Annotated in this window: 13 protein-coding genes, 1 tRNA gene and 3 pseudogenes; 11 read left to right on the top strand and 6 right to left on the bottom strand. The window is 68.8% G+C overall.

Annotated features, from left to right (window positions below; translation table 11 throughout):
• Positions 1 to 172: transposase (locus ACFVH0_RS21610; RefSeq protein WP_385822394.1), on the top strand; the 172-nt coding region annotated here is incomplete at its 5' end.
• Between the two features lie 174 nt (positions 173 to 346).
• Here ACFVH0_RS21610 and ACFVH0_RS21605 read toward each other — a convergent pair.
• On the bottom strand, positions 347 to 871 hold the full coding sequence (locus tag ACFVH0_RS21605) for a GPI anchored serine-threonine rich family protein (protein WP_385822373.1): 525 nt from the start codon (positions 869 to 871) through the stop codon (positions 347 to 349).
• 1,409 nt (positions 872 to 2,280) lie between these two features.
• On the opposite strand from ACFVH0_RS21605, the gene ACFVH0_RS21600 reads away from it, so the two are divergent.
• Both ACFVH0_RS21600 and ACFVH0_RS21595 read left to right on the top strand, forming a co-directional pair.
• Positions 2,281 to 3,633: an MFS transporter gene (locus ACFVH0_RS21600; RefSeq protein WP_385822392.1), complete on the top strand. Its 1,353-nt coding sequence runs from the start codon at positions 2,281 to 2,283 to the stop codon at positions 3,631 to 3,633.
• A gap of 96 nt (positions 3,634 to 3,729) precedes the next feature.
• Positions 3,730 to 4,593, top strand: a pseudogene (locus tag ACFVH0_RS21595) (IS5 family transposase).
• Between the two features lie 86 nt (positions 4,594 to 4,679).
• On the opposite strand, the gene ACFVH0_RS21590 reads toward ACFVH0_RS21595, so the two are convergent.
• Positions 4,680 to 5,204 (bottom strand): MarR family winged helix-turn-helix transcriptional regulator, encoded by a 525-nt coding sequence (locus ACFVH0_RS21590; protein ID WP_385822371.1) that lies wholly within the window; start codon positions 5,202 to 5,204, stop codon positions 4,680 to 4,682.
• Between the two features lie 96 nt (positions 5,205 to 5,300).
• On the opposite strand from ACFVH0_RS21590, the gene ACFVH0_RS21585 reads away from it, so the two are divergent.
• Positions 5,301 to 6,818, top strand: a complete 1,518-nt coding sequence (locus ACFVH0_RS21585) for an MFS transporter (protein WP_385822369.1) — start codon at positions 5,301 to 5,303, stop codon at positions 6,816 to 6,818.
• Between the two features lie 224 nt (positions 6,819 to 7,042).
• On the opposite strand, the pseudogene ACFVH0_RS21580 reads toward ACFVH0_RS21585, so the two are convergent.
• Positions 7,043 to 7,446, bottom strand: a pseudogene (locus tag ACFVH0_RS21580) (VOC family protein).
• Positions 7,447 to 8,073: 627 nt separating this feature from the next.
• Here ACFVH0_RS21580 and ACFVH0_RS21575 point away from each other — a divergent pair.
• A complete protein-coding gene (locus ACFVH0_RS21575) occupies positions 8,074 to 8,559 on the top strand; it encodes a hypothetical protein (protein ID WP_385822367.1) in 486 nt (161 codons plus the stop codon).
• 184 nt (positions 8,560 to 8,743) lie between these two features.
• On the opposite strand, the gene ACFVH0_RS21570 is transcribed toward ACFVH0_RS21575, so the two are convergent.
• Together ACFVH0_RS21570 and ACFVH0_RS21565 are read right to left on the bottom strand one after the other, a co-directional pair.
• Positions 8,744 to 9,514 carry an MIP/aquaporin family protein gene (locus ACFVH0_RS21570; RefSeq protein WP_385822366.1) on the bottom strand — a complete coding sequence of 257 codons (771 nt, stop codon included), beginning with the start codon at positions 9,512 to 9,514 and terminating at the stop codon, positions 8,744 to 8,746.
• A gap of 119 nt (positions 9,515 to 9,633) precedes the next feature.
• Positions 9,634 to 10,302 carry a hypothetical protein gene (locus ACFVH0_RS21565; RefSeq protein ID WP_385822364.1) on the bottom strand — a complete coding sequence of 223 codons (669 nt, stop codon included), beginning with the start codon at positions 10,300 to 10,302 and terminating at the stop codon, positions 9,634 to 9,636.
• A 102-nt stretch (positions 10,303 to 10,404) separates the two neighbouring features.
• Between ACFVH0_RS21565 and ACFVH0_RS21560 the strand changes: the two genes are divergently transcribed.
• From ACFVH0_RS21560 to ACFVH0_RS21540, 5 genes are all read left to right on the top strand, one after another.
• Entirely contained in the window at positions 10,405 to 11,058 is a 654-nt protein-coding gene (locus ACFVH0_RS21560) for a TetR/AcrR family transcriptional regulator (protein WP_385822362.1), read from the top strand.
• Positions 11,059 to 11,215: 157 nt separating this feature from the next.
• Positions 11,216 to 11,353, top strand: a complete 138-nt coding sequence (locus tag ACFVH0_RS21555; RefSeq protein ID WP_385822360.1) for a hypothetical protein — start codon at positions 11,216 to 11,218, stop codon at positions 11,351 to 11,353.
• A 912-nt stretch (positions 11,354 to 12,265) separates the two neighbouring features.
• Positions 12,266 to 13,243, top strand: a complete 978-nt coding sequence (locus tag ACFVH0_RS21550) for an Ldh family oxidoreductase (protein ID WP_385822359.1) — start codon at positions 12,266 to 12,268, stop codon at positions 13,241 to 13,243.
• A 467-nt stretch (positions 13,244 to 13,710) separates the two neighbouring features.
• Positions 13,711 to 13,941, top strand: coding sequence for a hypothetical protein (locus ACFVH0_RS21545; RefSeq protein WP_385822357.1), 231 nt, complete (start codon positions 13,711 to 13,713; stop codon positions 13,939 to 13,941).
• A 282-nt stretch (positions 13,942 to 14,223) separates the two neighbouring features.
• Positions 14,224 to 14,297, top strand: a tRNA-Thr gene (locus ACFVH0_RS21540).
• 510 nt (positions 14,298 to 14,807) lie between these two features.
• Here the strand turns inward: ACFVH0_RS21540 and ACFVH0_RS21535 are convergent.
• Positions 14,808 to 15,188 (bottom strand): hypothetical protein, encoded by a 381-nt coding sequence (locus ACFVH0_RS21535; RefSeq protein WP_385822355.1) that lies wholly within the window; start codon positions 15,186 to 15,188, stop codon positions 14,808 to 14,810.
• Positions 15,189 to 15,769: 581 nt separating this feature from the next.
• Between ACFVH0_RS21535 and ACFVH0_RS21530 the strand changes: the two are divergent.
• Positions 15,770 to 16,644 (top strand): annotated as a pseudogene (locus tag ACFVH0_RS21530) (transposase); the annotation flags it as partial.
• Between the last annotated feature and the right edge of the window lie 358 nt (positions 16,645 to 17,002).

The following is a 17,002-nucleotide window of genomic DNA, read 5'->3' as shown; positions in this document are numbered from 1 at the left end:
CAGCGAACGGCCCGGACGCCGAAGATGGGTCATCGAACGCACCATGTCGTGGCTGACCGGCTACCGCCGACTCAACCACCGCTACGAACGCCACCCCCGCAACTACCCGGCCTTCCTCGGACTCGCCGCCGCCCTCTGCTGCTACAAGCGACTCCTTCGACTCACCACATAGGACACGGTCTTATCGAGCGTATGGCCGCGTGCGATGACTGCCGGAATTTCGCCGTCGACTACGGCATGACCCTGATCGGCCCGCTTCGAGACCGACGTGCCGTCAGGGTTCGTCCGCGCATGGGTAACTGCACCCCGACCAGGAACAGGCGCTGAACACCGCTGTCGCCGGGCATCAGGAGCACGGCCACCGGCCAGCGCGACGTTCGGCCGCCGAGGCGCCGGGCTGTCGCCCGGACGGCCGGGCCGCACCGCTAGGAATCGGTCCGCCCCCTTCCGTGATCGTGAAGGGGGCGGAGAAGTTACCGGAGTCGCCGAAGAGGACGATCCTGTAGTCGTTCCCGGGAGGAACGTCCGGCACGACCACTTCCTGTCTCCCCTTCAGGATGTCGAAGCCCTCGTCAAGCATGGGGCCGGTCATGTCGCCTTTCCTCAAGTAGATCGCGCCCTTGGGGTTGGTGATGTGCTGTGGCGGGTCGGTAGTGTCCCAGGTGACCTCAACCGTCTGGCCGGCCGTCCAGACCGACTCCGCGGTGGGAGAGGTCAAAGGCGGTACGAACACGTCCAGCAGAGAGGTTCGAGAGGCGGTGTGAGCCGCGGCCGGATTCGTCGCCTGCACCTGCGTCGAAGCGAGCAGGCTCGGCGCAGCCACGAGGGACCATGCCGCCATGCCCACGGCTGCCCTCTTCCAGATCTTCATGATCGCAAGTCTGTCGGCATCATCCAGGACGTGCGGACAGAGTGGTGGTCTTCCCCTCGAAAGAGGGTGCCGGACCGCACTGGGGACGGGACCGATCCTGCCGGACGCCGAATCGGTCGAAGGCCGGATCTGACGCCGGCAGGTCTCCGGAACCACGATCTACGAGTATCACCGAGCCGGGTGATCCAGCCACTTGAAGCCCCGGTCGACAACGGGGGGCTCGCCATCGAGCGCTACGCCGTCCCACGCTGCGACGACAGAGAGTCCGGCCGGCCACCTCAGGCACGTTGACAGACCACTGATGCGGTTCGAGGCAGCTTTGATGCCGTCCTGACCATCGCCGTCAAGAACTCGGGAAGAGACCGGCATGTGATGCCAAGAATGCGCCAGCACCCGACCCGGCCAGCCGAGAGCAGGCGCATTCCGAGTAAACCCTTGTAGGAGGAGCGCTCCAACCGGCTTTGTCACGTTGTTGGGTGCGTGGGTGTCTGACGGTGCGTCGAGGTGTGGCGGGGCCGGGTGCCGACCTGGGATCAGGCCGCGGTAGGTCGGCCGGTGACGCCGGTGATCTGCTCCCAGCGGACTGTACGCATGGCCGGCCGCCAACGCCGCCCGGGAGGGCCTCGGATACGTTCCGGGGCCGGGCGGAGAGTTCATCGCTATGGCCTCCTTGTACAACCCGGGCGCCTGAGACCAGTCCGGAATCTCCCAATCCCTTTCTGACGCCTGCTGCCGTCCGCCTCGTCGTGGAGCGATCGACGATGAAGGGGATGGCAGCAGGTATGCCGGGTGAAGCCCTCTCCAGCCCCGATCCCGTTTCCCGCGCAGAGGAGCCCAGCCGCAACCCATCACAAATCTGAACGGGTGAGGGCGCCCAGTCGCACGTATCACCGCCGGCCATACGTGGTCCGGGAACGCCCGCGGAGCGGGCCATCGGGGCCATGCTGATCACGAACGACGGCACGTACGGGGCCGGCGGCCGCTCTCGCCCTTCGCTCCCATTGACGTATCCCTCACCTGCGGGTTCATAAGTGATCGCGCGGATAGGTGCTCTGCGACGACGAGATCCCCGTGCCCAGGAAGCTCTGGCGAACGGGCCTACAAGTGGGGGCATGAGGCATCAGGCGGATGCCTGACCCGGGTGCCTCCTCCCTGGTAGCGTTCACGGCATGTCTGCTGCTTCGTGCGCGGCCGCTTGTGCCGCAGTGACCAGGACGTCCCGCTAGCGGCGGGGCGTTCGACTCACACACTCTTCCTGGACGTCCAGCCGCTTCGTGATCAGACCGGAGCGGCACGTTCGTGCTGCTCAGAACTTCTTCTGAGCGACGGAGCACCTGATGCTCTCAGGCATCCTTTCTTCACGCGGGCACAGCCCGTCCCCCGCACGCGCATGGCTGATGCTGTGCGCGGTGTCCATGCTGCAGTTCTTCATTGCGGTCGACGTGACCGTGGTCAACATCGCCCTGCCCTCGATCGGCGCCGACTTCGACGTTGACGGGCACGTTCTGACCTGGGTCGTGGTCGGGTACACGGTCGCCGGTGGTGGGCTGCTGATGCTCGGTGGCCGGCTGGGCGACCTGCTCGGGCGGCGGCGCGTGCTGCTGCTCGGCACCGGGCTGTTCGGCGCCGCGTCGCTGCTGGCAGGCCTGACCCCGACCTTCTCCCTGCTGGTGGTCGCGCGCCTGCTGCAAGGCGCCGGTGAGGCTATCGCGCTGCCTGCCGCGATGGCCACCATCGTCCTGATGTTCCCCGAAGGTCCGCGCCGGTCGCGGGCCCTGAGCGTGTGGGCGGCGGTGGCCAGCTGCGGTCTCGTGCTCGGATTCGTCCTGTCCGGAATCATCACCGCCCACCTGGGGTGGCGGTGGGTCTTCCTGGTCTCGGTCCCGTTCATCCTGGTCGTGCTGTCGGCAGCCGTCTTCCTGGTCGAGGGGGACCGGCCCGTGGCCAAGGACGCCGCGCCGTTGGACCTTCCCGGCGCGCTGCTGCTGACCGCCTGCCCGCTGCTGTTCATCTTCGGTGTGGTCAAGGCCGGTGAACCCGGAACGCCCGCATGGGTGGTGCCGGGGACGCTGACCGGGGCGGTGGCCGCCGGGGCCGGGTACGTGCGGGTCGAGGCACGCTCGCGCAACCCGCTGCTACCGGTGCGCTTCTTCGCCAACCGCACGCGGGTGGCGGCCAACCTGGCCACGATGTTGCTGAGCGGGGCGTTGTCGACCTCGTTCCTGCTGTTCACCTTCTATCTGCAGAACCGGTTGGGTATCGGCCCGCTGGGTGCGGGCCTGACGATGCTGCCTCTGGCGGTCTCGCTGATCGTGTTCTCCATGCTCGTGCCCCGTCTGCTGGGCCGCTGGGGAGCACGCGCGTGTGTACTTGCCGGCATCGGGTTCACCGCGGCCGCGATGGCCTCGATCGCAGCCATCGCGGCCCTGCGGGCAGGCGGCATGACGATGATCCCGCCCATGCTCCTGATCGCGGCCGGGATGGGGTTCGGCATCGTGGGGCTCCAGTACCTCGCGGTCAGCGGCGTCACCGAGGACGACGCCGGGACCGCCTCGGGCGTCCAGCGCGCGGCTGACCAACTGGGCGGTGCGACCGGGGTGGCGGTCTGTGTTGGGATCGGGTTCGCCCCGTCCTTGCACTCCTTCGATCCGTTCCTGGTGGCCATCCTGCCGGCCGTCATGGGGCTCGCGATCGGCGCGGTTGTGGCTTGGCGCATGCCCGCACCCGTTTCCGCAGCGGACCTGCAGGAACAGGCCGGGTGACCTTCGCCCCGCCGGGGTGTGCCGCCCCGATTGCCAGGGCGGCGCACCCCGGCGGGACTTCCTGGTCAACGCGCTCTAGGGCCGAGCGAAGGTCACGTGCCCATCCTGCCCTCATCCATAACCGAGCCGTTGTGGGACCAGTTCCAAGCCCTCCTGCCCGGACGGGAGGCGGCCGCCCATCCGTTGGGCTGCCGCCGTCCCCGCATCCCCGAACGGGTCGTGTTCGAAAAGCTCCTGGCCCGCCTCGTGCTCGGAGGCACCTACCAGCAGCATGCCGACCACACTTGCTCGGCAACCACGATGAGAGCCCGGCGGGATGAGTGAATCGCCGCCGGCCTCTTCGAGCGGCTGCACCGGCTGGCGCTGGAGGCCTACGACGAGGCCATTGGCCTCGACCTTGAGAACCTCGTGGTGGACGGTTGCATCGTGAAAGCCCCTGGCGGCGGCCAGAACACCGGGCGCAGCCCGGTGGACCGAGGCAAGAGCGGTCTGAAACGCTCGGTACTGGTCGACGGTGGGGGCTTGCCGCTGGGGTGGGTCCTGGCCGGCGCGAACCGCAACGACTCGCCGCTGCTGCGTCCCACCCTGGAGGCCCTGCGACTGTTCGGGTTCCGTCTGCCACCGGCGATCACGGTGCACCTGGACGCCGGCTACGACGCACAGTCAAACCGGGCGTTGCTGGAAGAGCTGGGCTGCGCTGGGCGGATCACCCCGAAGGCGCAGTTCGTGCCGGTCAACCACACCCACCGGTGGGTGATCGAGCGGACCAACTCCTGGCACAACCGGGGGTTCAAGGCGTTAGCGATCATGACCGACCGGCGCGTGGTGGTGCAGGACGCGTGGGTGGCGCCGGCCAGCGCGGTCATCGTGATCCGCAGGCTGCTACGCCGGGCCTGGACGGCCTACCGGTGGGATGCCCGCCCAGGCCGACGGCCCTGGCCTACCCGCGCGACCTCTTAAGACCGCCTTTTCTGGCGCCTCACACTAGGTGGGTAGGGCGGGGCGCGGGCAGAGAGGAGCTGACTGGGCGGCGGGGAGCAAGCCGGTCAGGGAGTTCGTCCATCAGGGGTGCGAAGGGAGCGCGGTGTCACCGCGTCCTGTTCCGTGAGGTGGCTGTCCATGGTGGTGTTCAGGTCGGCCATGAACGCTTCGACCTGTTCCAGGAACTGGGGCGGGTAGTGCGACATCGCGGCGTCGAGGCGGTGGGCGAGCGGGCCGAAGAACTCGTCCGCCCGTTCCTGGATGTGTGCTCCGCTGCGCAGCGTGACGATGCGCCGGTCGGAGTGCTCGCGGGCCCGCGTGATGTGCCCCGCTGCTTCGAGACGGTTCAGGAGCGCGGTGGTGGCGCCGGTGGAGAGGGAGATCCGCTCGCTCAGCCGCGCCGGTGACAGGGGGGTGCCGCGCTCCTCGGCGGCTGCGATCTCCAGGACCGCGGTCGCATCCGTGGAGTGCAGGCCCAGCCAGGCGGCGAAGCGCCGGCTGAGCTCGGCGTAGTGGCCGCCGTAGATCCTCAGCGACTCCATCAGCCGCTCACGCTGCTCAGCGACACCGTCGCGCACTGCTTCCTCCATGCCTGCGCCCTTCGCTCCTGTCACGCGGTCCGCACGGTCATCCCACTTTGACAACCTACCGCCACCACCTTACCTTCACGATGGAATTACTTCACCATGGAGGTATCTAACGTGCGCGACCCGTCCCCCACCCCTGGCGAGACGACCGAGCCCTACCGATGGCGGTGGCTGATCCTGGCGGTGATGATCGTCGCGGAGATCATGGATCTCCTGGACGCCTCGATCGTCAACGTCGCCGGACCGGACCTGGAGAGATCCCTCGGTGCCGGTTCCGTCGGACTGCAATGGGTGATCGGCGGCTACGCCCTCACCCTGGGCGCCGGGCTCGTGCTCGGCGGCCGGCTCGGCGACCGCTACGGACGGCGCCGGATGTTCCTGATCGGCCTGGCGGCCTTCACCGCGAGCTCGCTGCTGTGCGCGGTCGCGCCGAACATCGAGTCGCTGATCGCCTTCCGTCTGCTGCAGGGCACCGCCGGAGCGATGCTGCTGCCCCAGGGCCTGGGCCTGCTGCGGGAGAACTTCTCCGGTCCCGAGCTCACCAAGGTCTTCGCGATCTTCGGTCCCGTCCTGGGCCTGGGCGGCATCATCGGCCCAGTCCTGGGCGGCTTCCTCATCGAGGGCGACTTCTTCGGCCTGGGCTGGCGGTCGGTGTTCCTGATCAACCTGCCCGTCGGAATCGCGGCCCTGATCGTCGCCGCGAAGTTCGTGCCCAAGAAGGCGGGAGACCGCACGGTGCGGGTCGACATGACCGGCGCCGCCCTGGTCGTGATCTCCTGCGCCCTGCTGGTGCTGCCGCTCAACCAGGGGCAGGAGAACGGCTGGCCGCTGTGGACGTGGCTGTCCATGGCCGCCTCGGTGATCGGTTTCGCCTTCTTCGCCCTTCAGCAGCGCCGCACGGCAGCCGCGGGCCGCGAGCCGCTGGTGACCCCGGGCCTGCTGCGCAAGCCGGCCTTCACCGTCGGCCTCGGCGGCATCGCCCTGTTCTTCGGCGGACTGATCGGCACCCAGCTCGTGCTGACCCTGTTCCTCCAGATCGGCCAGCACTTCACCGCCGGTGAGGCGGGACTGGGCAATCTGCCCCTCGCGGTGGGAACCGCGATAGGCGGCGCCATCAGCGGCGCCTTCCTCGCGGACAGGATCGGCCGCAAGGTGCTGCAGATCGGACCGCTGGCCCAGCTGGCCGGCGCGGCCGTGCTGTGGTTCGAGCTCGACGGCCTCGATGCCGCCTCGTTCTCGATCTGGGACATCGCTCCCGGCGTGGCGGTGGCGGGCATCGGCGCCGGCATGGTGATCGCCGCCCTGTTCAGCTTCATCCTGGCCGCGGTCGACGACGACGAGATCGGATCCGCCTCCGGTGTCCTGTCGGCGGTCCAGGCGATCGGCGGCTCCATCGGCGTCGCGGTCTTCGGCTCGGTGTTCTTCGCCCAGGCCAAGGCCGGTGACTTCACGGGCGGCTTCCACCGCGCGCTGATCGTCCAGGCATGTCTGCTGGTGGTCTTCTTCGCGATCACCTTCCTACTGCCCAAGAAGGGTCGCCCCGAAGAAGAGCAGCACGGCATCACCCCCGACACGGCTGCCGACGGCTCCGGCACCAAGCAGCACCTCACCGTCTGAGACCCGGCCAGGGCCCGTGCGCCGCCAGCGGTCCCGGCAGGCCCGGACGAGTCCCGCGCCGGTCTGTCGCCCGGTACGAGAGAAGACGAGGAAGCCGAAAGGGAGCGTCATGACACACCGGAACGTGCTGATCGCGGGAGCCGGCCCCCACCAGTTGTCTGCCGCCGGTAGTCGAGCTACGCCACGAGTGGCAGGCCAGGGCACTCTCTGACCTGCCAATTGCCCTACGAAGCCGTCGGCGCCTGTTCGTGGCTGTCATAGGGCCGCGTGATGATCTCCATGCCGTGGCCGGCCGGATCAATGAAGTACAGGCCGCGCCCGCCATAGTGGTGGTTGATCTCTCCAGGCCGCTTCAGCCGCGGATCAGCGTAGTACGTGACCCCGGCCTGCTGGATTCGCGCGAAGGCCGCGTGGAACTCCTCGTCGGAAACGAGGAACGCGTAGTGCTGCGTGACGTTCGACTCCGCCGGGATGGCGGCGAAGTCCCGGGTGATCCCGTTGTTGGTGTCGACCGGAATGAACGGCCCCACTCGGTCCCGACCTCGAGCCCCAGGATGTGTGCCAGGAACTCGGCCGACTCCCGGTTGGCCCGGGCATGAATGATCGTGTGATTCAACTCGGCTGACATGTGTGGAATGCCTCCGCAAGGCAATCTCACGGGCACCTCCATGCCTCACCCAACCGGTGACCGACACGCGATGCCGTGCCCGTGGTCTTAAGCAACACCGCTCAGGGTGTCGAGGGCCACACGCAATAACCGCCGATGACGACTACACGCCGTCACCAACACTCAGGACGGAACCGAGAACTGGCGACAGTTGATTACGCGAGCCCACCAGTACCAAGCCCGAAAACTGCCTGTTCCAGGCAACTATGACGCAAAAGGCGCCATCTGACTGTGCCGCCGGACGGCCGTCGAACCCGCCGATGAGGCGGAGCGGCCGGTGAAACGGTCACAGGACGACATGTGGGCCCTCAACTCGAACGCGCCGGAAAGCTCACTGGGCGGTGTGGTCCGGGAGGGTGGTGAGGAGATCGTGCGCGCCGACGAGAGGCTCCCCCGCTGTCGCCGCCTGGCTCGGGTGCCTCACCCCGCCAGCGCTGACCCGCCTTTTCCTGTAAGTGCCTGACTGCAAGCCCGTGACTACGCGGATGGAGAGCGCCATTCGCCGACGGTGAAGTCTGGGAGTGTCCAGGGAACTCCATCCCGTTGTACGGTCGGGCGGGTACTGCAGCCATCGACACGGGAGCCGAAATGGGACCGGATCATGTTCCTGATTGGTTCTGGGAAGTCCTGGAAGCGACACGACCGCGCCTGTCTGCCCTTGAATTGTGGTTGGAGTCCCAGCCGCGGGAAGTCCTCGAAGCCTTCGCGCTCGCGTACGAGTCCGCGGCTGATTCGCTGGCCGACTTCTCGGAAGGCGTGAGCGTGGAGGGGGACGTCTGGTCCGAAGACAGCACCGAAGATCTGTGCATGTGGGTGGTCGGGCAGGGCTGCGGGCTATGGAGCTCGGTGATCGCAGGAGAAGTGCGGTTGGAAGAGGCCGCGCAGATGTATCTGGGTCGTGCGCGGCTGCTTCCGGACTGCGTAGCGCCGTGGGACGAGGATGTCTTGGACCCGGAGCACAGGGGCTACCAGTCTCCCTGGGCCATCGTCCAGGGCATCTACCGGACGCGTTTTGCCGAAGAACTCCATGAACGGATTGGGGTACCTGAGGAGGTTGCCCGGCCGGGCGGATAACGCGGCGGGGCTCGCGGCATAGACGTCGCTCGTCTCCCGCCCGCCCGCTGTCAGCATGCTCGAAGCCAAGGTGGGCCGGACGAGATGCGTCTGCCCCGGCCGCCCCGGGACGGCGAGATCTGGACACCGGCGTGGGCCGTCGTTCCGGTCCGCCGCGATAGCCGATTGGTGAATTCCCTCGCTGTCAGTACCGGGGCCGCTGTGCGGTAGGCGGTTCGGCCAGAGCCACGAGGGCTGCTCCCAGCACCGCGCCGAGCACCGGAGCGAGCAGGTAGATCCACAGGTGGGTGGTGTCCTGGGCCAGGAGCGCCGGACCGAACTGTCGTGCCGGGTTGGCCGATCCGCCGCTGAGGGGACCGAACGTCGCGATGATGACCGCGGTGACGAGCCCCACCGTGCAGGGGAGCAGTCTGCGGCCGGCCGGGTGTGCCAGGAGCACGGAGAGCATCATGGTCAGCAGGACGAGGACTCCGGTCTCCGCCGTGAGGATCGCGGTGGCGTCCCATGCCGGGCCGGCGTGGACAGCCGCGTAGTCGACGGGGACGCGGGAGACTGCCGGTCCCCAGACGAGTCGGCCGAGCGCCGTTCCCGCGACGGAACCGGCCAGTTGGGCCGTGACGTACGGGACGACGAAGCGGGCGGGGAAGGCGCCGAGCCGCCACAGCGCGATGGTGACGGCGGGGTTGAGGTGTCCGCCGGACCGCCGGCCGGGTGGAGACGTCATGAACACCATGAGAAGCACCCCGATGGTGATGCCAAGGATGGCGAGAGCGTAGTGGATGTCATGGACGGAGATCGGTGAGTCGGGTGCGACAAGCCAGCGCACGCCGGTGACGACGAAGAACAGCAGAAGGCCGGTGAGGCCGAATTCGCAGGCTGCGTGACGCAGGATGCCGGATTCTGCGGTGATGGGCGGGTCGGCCTGCGCCGGCGCGGCCGGAGTTGCGGTTGTCATGAACATGGTCCTCAAGATCGCTGTTCGCCGCGCCGAGGAGAGCCCGGGGCGCGGGATCCCTCCTGGCAGGCGGGGATCCCCTGATCGCCAGGGGATCCCCGCCTGCTTGCGGGAGGAGCTCACGCCTGGTCGTGCGCGCCTTCCAGCCAGTTGGTGAACTCGCAGGCGAAGTGCCACTGATGTCCGACGAAGACGTGCTCAGGGGCGTTGGCCGGGAACTGGATGGTCAGACGGATGCGCAAGCCGTCGGGGCCGTCGCCGAACTCATGCATGACGCGGGCGATCTCCGTGCCGTCACCGAGGCGTCCGGTGGCGCCGATGCGTACGGGGTATTCCTCGTGGCCTTCGTCCGCGATTTCGACGCCGTCGTGGAAGGTGAGGAAGAACCGGAGGGGGCCGGATCCTATGGTCTCGATGATCTCGACCACTCCGCCGCTGGAGCCGGCGAGGTAGTGCTCGGGGTTGGCGGAGAGCAGCGCGGACCGGTCACCGCCCGCGAGCCGGCCCTGCCACCAGGTGAGGAACCGGTCCACGTCGATCCCGGCGACTGTCATTTCGGTGACGGCCGACCGCCAGGCTCCCCCGGACCCGTTCGGAAGCGGTGCCATCGCCGCGTCTGACGCGGCGAGATCGGGGGCGAGGAGTTCCCGCATCCGCTCGTCCCCGATCCGCTGCTTCAGCAGGGTGAGCGCCGCACGTGAACGGTCCAGCTCCCACTGCCGAACGGCCTCGTCCCCGTACTCGACACCGTCGATGACAGTGCGGACATCCAGCGCGCCAGTGTTCATGGCGAAGCCCCTTTCAGGCGAAGCGGAGAATTTTTCTCCGCCTACGGCACGCTAGCATAGACGGAGAGAAGTTCTCCGTTTCATTGATGGAAGGTGGGTCTCATGCGGGCGGACGCCGAACGCAGCAGACGACGGATCCTGGATGCCGCCCGCGATGTGTTCCTGGAGCGGGGCCTGGACGCCCCGCTGGACCTGATCGTGCGCCGGGCGGGTGTGGGGCCGGCCACGCTCTACCGGCGCTACGCCGACCGCGAGGCACTTGTGCGTGACCTCACCGGTGACCTGCTCTCACGCCTTGAGGCCGCGGCCCACCAGGCGGCGCGGGAGGAGGGTGACGCGTACGACGCGGTGCGGCGCTTCGTCCACGCGGCAGCCGACCTCCGGATGGGCGCGGTGATCCCGGTGCTGCTCGAACGGCTCGTTGTCGACCAGGAGTTGATCGAAAGCCGGACCCGCACATCGGGGGCGCTCGACGACCTGATCCACGCGGCGCACGAATCCGGCAGGCTGCGCCCCGAGGTGGGGGCGGGGGACCTGATCCTCCTGTCGATCCGGCTGTCCCGCCCCCTGCCCGGTGGTCTTTCCCGGCTCGACGCGGACGGCACTCTGCTGCACCGTCATCTCGACCTTGCCCTCGACGGCCTGACCACGCAGGCCGCACCGGCTCCCGCTCCTACCCCTGCCCCCGCCCCGGGCGAACCGCTCACCTTCGCCGACCTCGTCACCGCCGCCGACCGCCCGAACACGACCGACTGAGCCCGCCGGCACGGCCCGGAGCACGAGAGCCTCCCCCACCAGGCGGCCCCTTTCGTCGCGGTGCACCGGGACAGTGCCGAGTCCGCCGGCGGGCGGGCACACCCGACCACCGCACCGGGCACCACCCGGAACGACCTGGACGCGGTCGATCCGGGTGGTGCCCGGATGGGACACCGGGTGGCAGCGCTGCTACCGCCTCGTCCAGGCCGGCCGCACGCTCCCGGAAGCTGCGGGTGACGTCGTCGTCCAGGGCCAGGACCTCGGACGCTGGGTGAACGCGCAGTGGTTCGGGTAGGACCAGCTCCTGTCCGTACAGCAGAGGATCCTGTAGAACACTCTCAAGATCACACCGGCCCAGGACAACGAACGGCCGGCGAAGCAGACGCAGGACATCAATTGGCCGGTAGACCTGGCGGCGGCACGGCAGTTCCATGCCCGCGAGGGGCACGCGAGTACCCCGCAAACACGTCGAGCTGCCGGAGACGGAAGACGGCCCGACAGGCCGTCGGGGCGGCGCTGACGGGGGCGTGGCGGTCAAGCTCGGCACGTGGCTCGACGACGTCCGCAAACGCGCCGCGAAACTCCCCGAACAACGCCGGACAGACCTCGATGAACTCGGCATGCGCTGGTGGTCGGGCGCGGCAGACGAACGCGCAAGGGGCGGGCATGTGGTGCCCGCCCCTGTCGGAGAGCGGGCTGTGGAGGGCTCGGCTGTCCGGGCTGAGGGCGTAGCAGCGGGTGGCGAGGCCGCACTGTGAGTTTCGCCCCGGCGCCCACGGCCCGCCGGCGAGGCCGCGAGATGGGCCCTGTCTGATGCCGCTCATGCCGCAATGGGCCTACATCGGCAACGAGTTCAGCGAACACTTCGGGCGCCGGCCCGGTGATCCGCCGGCTACGGATGATTGCTGCACGAGCCCGGTTCCCCACCAACCAACCATGATCAACAACGTCGGCGTCGATCCAGTGGAGGGGACCATCCTGTTCCGGGTGAACGGGGTGGGCAATGAGTTCCGCCGCATCCTCGGCCGCGAGATGGACGTGTTCTCTGCCGCGCTGCTCACGCGAGCCGCTGATCGCGAGCCCCAGCCCAGCAGGCCATGCTCCTCGGAAAGAAGCACGGCTGGATCCAGTTCTTGCTCCCACAGAATCGTGGCCGAACGACCCCACACGGCCTGTTTCCCTGCGCCTTCCGATAGCCTTGAGGGACATGACTTCGAACGGTTCCTCCCACCGGATGCCGCTGGACGCTCTGGAATCACTGTGCGAATCTGCCATCCGGTCCGCAGGCGGATCCCCAGAGACGGCTGCAGTTCTCGCGTCAGCGACCGTTGCCGCCGAGCGACGAGGCAGGCGTGAAGTGGGAGCGGCGCATCTGCTCGACTACCTAGCCGCTCTGCGATACGGACGTCTGAACGGTGTGGCCCGACCCCGCGTTTCCTCGGCTCGGGCCGCCGTCGTCACCGTCGACGCCGACTGCGGCACCGCGCAGCTCGCGTTCGACCACGCCCTCGGAGCCCTTGTCGAGCGGGCTCGCACCAGCGGTGTGGCCGTTCTCGCCATGTATAACTCCTTCAGCGCCGGAGAGCTCGGTCACTACACATCGCGCGTCGCCGAAGAAGGGTTGATCGCCCTGGCATGCGCCAACTCGTCGGCGCTCATGGCCGTGTACGGCGCGCGCGTGGCAATCACGGGCACCAATCCGCTCTCCTGCGCGCTGCCTCACCCGTCGGGTCCGCGGATGTTCGACCAGGCGACGAGCGCGACCGCCTGGGTGACCGTCCGCGACGCGGCGATGCGAGGCGAGACCATTCCGGACGGCTGGGCGCTCGACGCCGACGGCAACCCGACCTCCGGCGCACGCGCCGCCCTGAGCGGCGCGCTCCTGCCGTTCGGAGGCGTCAAGGGTGCCAACATCGCACTCATGGTCGAGATGCTGGCCGCCGTGGCCGGCGGATCGTTCTCACAGGATGCGGCGCCCTTCGACTCCGGAACCCGGTCCCCACGCCTAGGCCTGTTCGTCGCGGCGATCGACCCGACCGCATTCGACACATCGTACGCACAGCGAGCGGAGGATCATCTGAGTCGACTCGCCTCCGAGCACGGCGCGGACTTCGGCCGGCGGAAGACGCCCATCACCGAGGTCGAAATCCCCGACGACGTCTACCGAGCGCTCATGACGCCCTGACCGAGGATCGCGAAGATGCCCGCTCCCACCCGACCGAATCACTGCCGGCTCACCGGCGACGAACTCGCCGTTCTGATCGGCCTACAGAACTCGTCCCCAGCCGGATAGCCAAATCTGGTGCGGCAACCGGACTGTTCGCTCGTCGACGGTCCGATCAAGTCGATATGACGGAAGCCCATCGGCTTTCAAGATCACTTGGTAAACGGTCGAGATCACCTGTCGGAGGACACCCGGGTGGCTGCCGCATCGGACGGCGGTGACAGGGCCGGAGGCGCGCAGACCCTTCTGCAGGTCAGTAGTCGGCGCGCGGCCCGCTCGTGGCGGACCCTGCGACCTGTGGTTCTCCCCCGATCACGACGGATCCCGGCGCGGCGGGCGGTGCCGTTGCGCAGCCAGGCGTGGATGAGCGGGACAGACACGAGGGGAACACGCCCGTCGGCGAGGACCCTGCCCGCGGGGTATGGCCGGTGACCACCCGACAGGGATGGCAGCACTTCGCCACCACGCCTCCCCCGGTACCGCCCGGATCCGGTGCCCCGGCGCGCAGCAACGAGGAGCGCCTCGCCTGCCACTCCGCGTTCATCACCGTAAGCACCCTGGCCATCGACACCCTCACCACCAGCGTGTGGACCCTGATGGTCCTGGGGCGCTACCAGGAGGCCACGACCCGCCGCTCGGGGGCGAGTGCGGTCATGTGACGAACCGCCCTCTGAGAGTCCCCCGCAAGGAAATCGAGCACCTGGAAGACGGAGGACGCACTGTCAGGCCGACAGGGCGGCGCTGACAGGGGTGTGGTGGTCAAGCTCGGCATGTGGCTCGACAACATCCGCAAACGCGCCGCGAAACTCCCCGGACAACGCCGCGCGGACCTCGATCAACTCGGCATGCGCTGGTGGACGGGCGAGGCAAGGCCGTGGGCCGGGCCTTCGAGAATTCGAAAGTGACAGGGTGCAGGTGACTCGTATGATTGCGAGCGGGGTGGGGCTTGTAGCGCAGTGGTCGTCGCGCCTTCGCCGCGTGTGGGAGGACACCGGTTCGAATCCGGTCAGCCCCATCCCGTCTCCCGTGGTGGATGCGTCGCACCGAGAGGAAGGGTGCCGGTACGTCGACGGGGTGTGCGGCAGCACGCTCTCGGAGACGAGCCGGTACATGACCTGGCGCAGCGTGACGGCGCCCTCGTAGCCCTCCACGATCTGGTGGGTCCGGTCCACGACGGTCGGCCACCGAATCCGTTCACGTGCCATACGGGTACATGTACCCGTTGCCGTGCCGCTGGCCGCGAAAGACGGGCCGGCCCGGCCGGCCCGGTGGCCGGCGCCTGCTCCGGGCGGCGGTCCGGGGCGCCCCGCCCGCCGGATCGGGATCGCGCCTCCGGGCGGCCGGACGTCATCACGTTTCCGCCGGCCGGGGAGGGTGCGCTGGCTGATCTCGTTCAGTCCAGGTCGGCACTGGCCAGGGTGGCCGCGAGCGCGATGTGAGGGACGGCGCTCGGGCAGAGGGGCCGCTGAGCCGTTTCATCGATGAGCCCCGGCCCTTGCGGTCCGGGGCTTTGTTGCGCCTGGAGTCAGAGTTCGATGACGGCCCAGACGCGGCGCCCGTCGGGCCCGGCATCGGTCCCGCACCCGGTGACGGCCCGGTGTGCGGTGATCTGGCGCAGGACTTCCCCGCCCACGTCGTCGGCCCGGGTGGTGAGGTCGGTGTGGTGCGAGAGGGCGAGAATGCACACCTGCCCGTCCTGATCCGACAGGTGCACCGACACCGTCGTCCCGCCGTCAGCAACCGCGGCCTCGACGAGGAGGGTCGTCACCGCCTCGACCACCGTGACCGTGTCCTGGGCCGGCCGGTACTTCCACTTCCCCAGCTGACACACCACCGCGCCCCGGGCCTTCCCGGCCGCCCACGGGGCCGACTCCAGGACCCGGTTCATGCCGCGCCGGTTCACCATGCCAACCTCGCGCCGCGCAGTCGGCATCAGGCTGGTAGGCGGCTTCGGGGCTGGCGGGTCCTGCGGGTTCGGCCGGGGAGGGTTCGGCGGCTTCTTCGGCGGAGGCGGGGTCTTCGGCGGGTACGACGGCGGCGTCGGGCCGGCTTCCAGTGGCTGTCCCACGCGGTCTCCCAGGGTGTGCGGGGCAGTGGGGTGTGCCCGTGCTCAGCGTAGAGGTGCCGCGGCTGGCGGGGACCGGTTCGGGCCGGCGAACTTCTCGGACCCGGCCTTCTGGTAAGCGGCGGCAGAACGCGCGACCGGGACGAAACTGACGGCTGCCGACGGCGAGGTCGTCGACGACGCGGCGCAGCGCGGGGAGCGTGGGCTCCACCGGCGAATCGACTGGCGGCGGGGCGGGGCACGTATGCCACGCGTGGCTTGCGCAGCATGTTCACCGCGAGCTGAGCTTGTCATTTATGGTCCGGCGTCGAACGCGGCTCGAACCTGATCGGCGTTTTCGCAGTTCAGCGGACATGAAGGCGGCCTTCGTCCGATCCTGTGCTCCGCCACAGCGGGATGGGAACGGCGCGAAGGCGGTGGTCGTGAGTTTGGTGCATCAGGGCGTCCTGAGGGATGCGTTCGCGGAAGTGTCACTCTTCCGGTCGGAGTTGTACGCCTGCATGACCGCGCGGGGCGACGCGTTGTTCGAGTTGTGCGACGCGCTGTTGTGTACGGACGGGCCGGTTCGGACGCTGGTCGATCTCGCGCTCGCGCCCGAGCACGTTCGCGGTCACGGAGCTCTGTGTGGCGGGCTCAACCTGGGCAGATCGACATCGGCCGACTGCGTCGAACTCTGGCCGGGGTGGCGCTTCCGAGGGCGGCGAACGGTCGGCTGGTGCTGGCGGTGGACGTCTCGCCGTGGCTGCGGCCGGACGCCAACACGTGTGCTGACCGGTCCCCTTGCCACACGTTCGGCCGGGGTGAGGGCAAGCATCAGATGGTGCCCGGCTGGCCGTACTCGGTCGTGGCCGCGCCGGAGACCGGCCGCACGTCATGGACGGCGGTGCTGGACGCGGTCCGCCTGGAGCCGGGCGCCGACATCGCCGCAGTGACCGCGGTGCAGATCCGCGAGGTCGTCGAGCGGCTCGTCACCGCCCATCAGTGGCAGCCGGGTGACCCGGAGGTCCTGGTCGTGCTGGACGCCGGATACGACGCGCCCCGCATCGCCCATCTGCCGGCGGGGCTGCCCGTGGAAATCCTCGGCCGGCTCCGTTTCGACCGCGTGATGCGACGACCCGCACCCTCGCGCGAAGAGTTCTTCCTGGCCAACCCCAAGGGCGGGCGGCTGCCCAAGCACGGAGGCGAGTTCGTCTTCGGCGACCCCAGCACCTGGGGCACCGAGCAGGCCATGACGATCACGGACACCCGGCTCTATGGGAAGGCGACCGCGCAGGCATGGGACCGGCTGCACCCACGGCGGGAGGAGTTCCTCTGCCGCTTCGAGCGCCGCCGGGTCGCCTTGGGCAACTGCGGCCGAGCCTACGGGACCGGTTGCGTCCATGAACACAGCTGCCTTCGATGCAGTCTCCTGCGGCCTGGCCCCGCCCAGCGCGACCGCATCGTGCAGATCCGCGACAACCTGCTCGACCGCATCTCTGAAGCCGAACGCGAGGGCTGGCACGGCGAGGTCGAGTGCCTCAAGGACAGCCTCGCCGGCGCCGAGCGAAAGCTCGCCCAGCTCGACGAGCGGGCCCGCCGGACCACCACCGTCAACCTCGGTATCCCCGCCTTCCGCGACATCGCCAGACGCACCGATACCGCCACCCGTGACCGCT

The organism is Streptomyces sp. NPDC127117 (assembly GCF_042677325.1).
Taxonomy (GTDB): Bacteria; Actinomycetota; Actinomycetes; order Streptomycetales; family Streptomycetaceae; genus Streptomyces.
Note: the sequence above shows the minus strand (reverse complement) of the source record. Positions and strands in the feature narration are given on the sequence as shown.

Excerpts from the sequence above, each read along its gene's own strand:
- ACFVH0_RS21605 (WP_385822373.1), bottom strand. The coding sequence starts at position 871 with ATGAAGATCTGGAAGAGGGCAGCCGTGGGCATGGCGGCATGGTCCCTC.
- ACFVH0_RS21590 (WP_385822371.1), bottom strand. The coding sequence starts at position 5,204 with ATGGAGGAAGCAGTGCGCGACGGTGTCGCTGAGCAGCGTGAGCGGCTG.
- ACFVH0_RS21585 (WP_385822369.1), top strand. The coding sequence starts at position 5,301 with ATGGAGGTATCTAACGTGCGCGACCCGTCCCCCACCCCTGGCGAGACG.
- ACFVH0_RS21575 (WP_385822367.1), top strand. The coding sequence starts at position 8,074 with ATGGGACCGGATCATGTTCCTGATTGGTTCTGGGAAGTCCTGGAAGCG.
- ACFVH0_RS21570 (WP_385822366.1), bottom strand. The coding sequence starts at position 9,514 with ATGACAACCGCAACTCCGGCCGCGCCGGCGCAGGCCGACCCGCCCATC.
- ACFVH0_RS21565 (WP_385822364.1), bottom strand. The coding sequence starts at position 10,302 with ATGAACACTGGCGCGCTGGATGTCCGCACTGTCATCGACGGTGTCGAG.
- ACFVH0_RS21560 (WP_385822362.1), top strand. The coding sequence starts at position 10,405 with ATGCGGGCGGACGCCGAACGCAGCAGACGACGGATCCTGGATGCCGCC.
- ACFVH0_RS21550 (WP_385822359.1), top strand. The coding sequence starts at position 12,266 with ATGACTTCGAACGGTTCCTCCCACCGGATGCCGCTGGACGCTCTGGAA.
- ACFVH0_RS21535 (WP_385822355.1), bottom strand. The coding sequence starts at position 15,188 with ATGGTGAACCGGCGCGGCATGAACCGGGTCCTGGAGTCGGCCCCGTGG.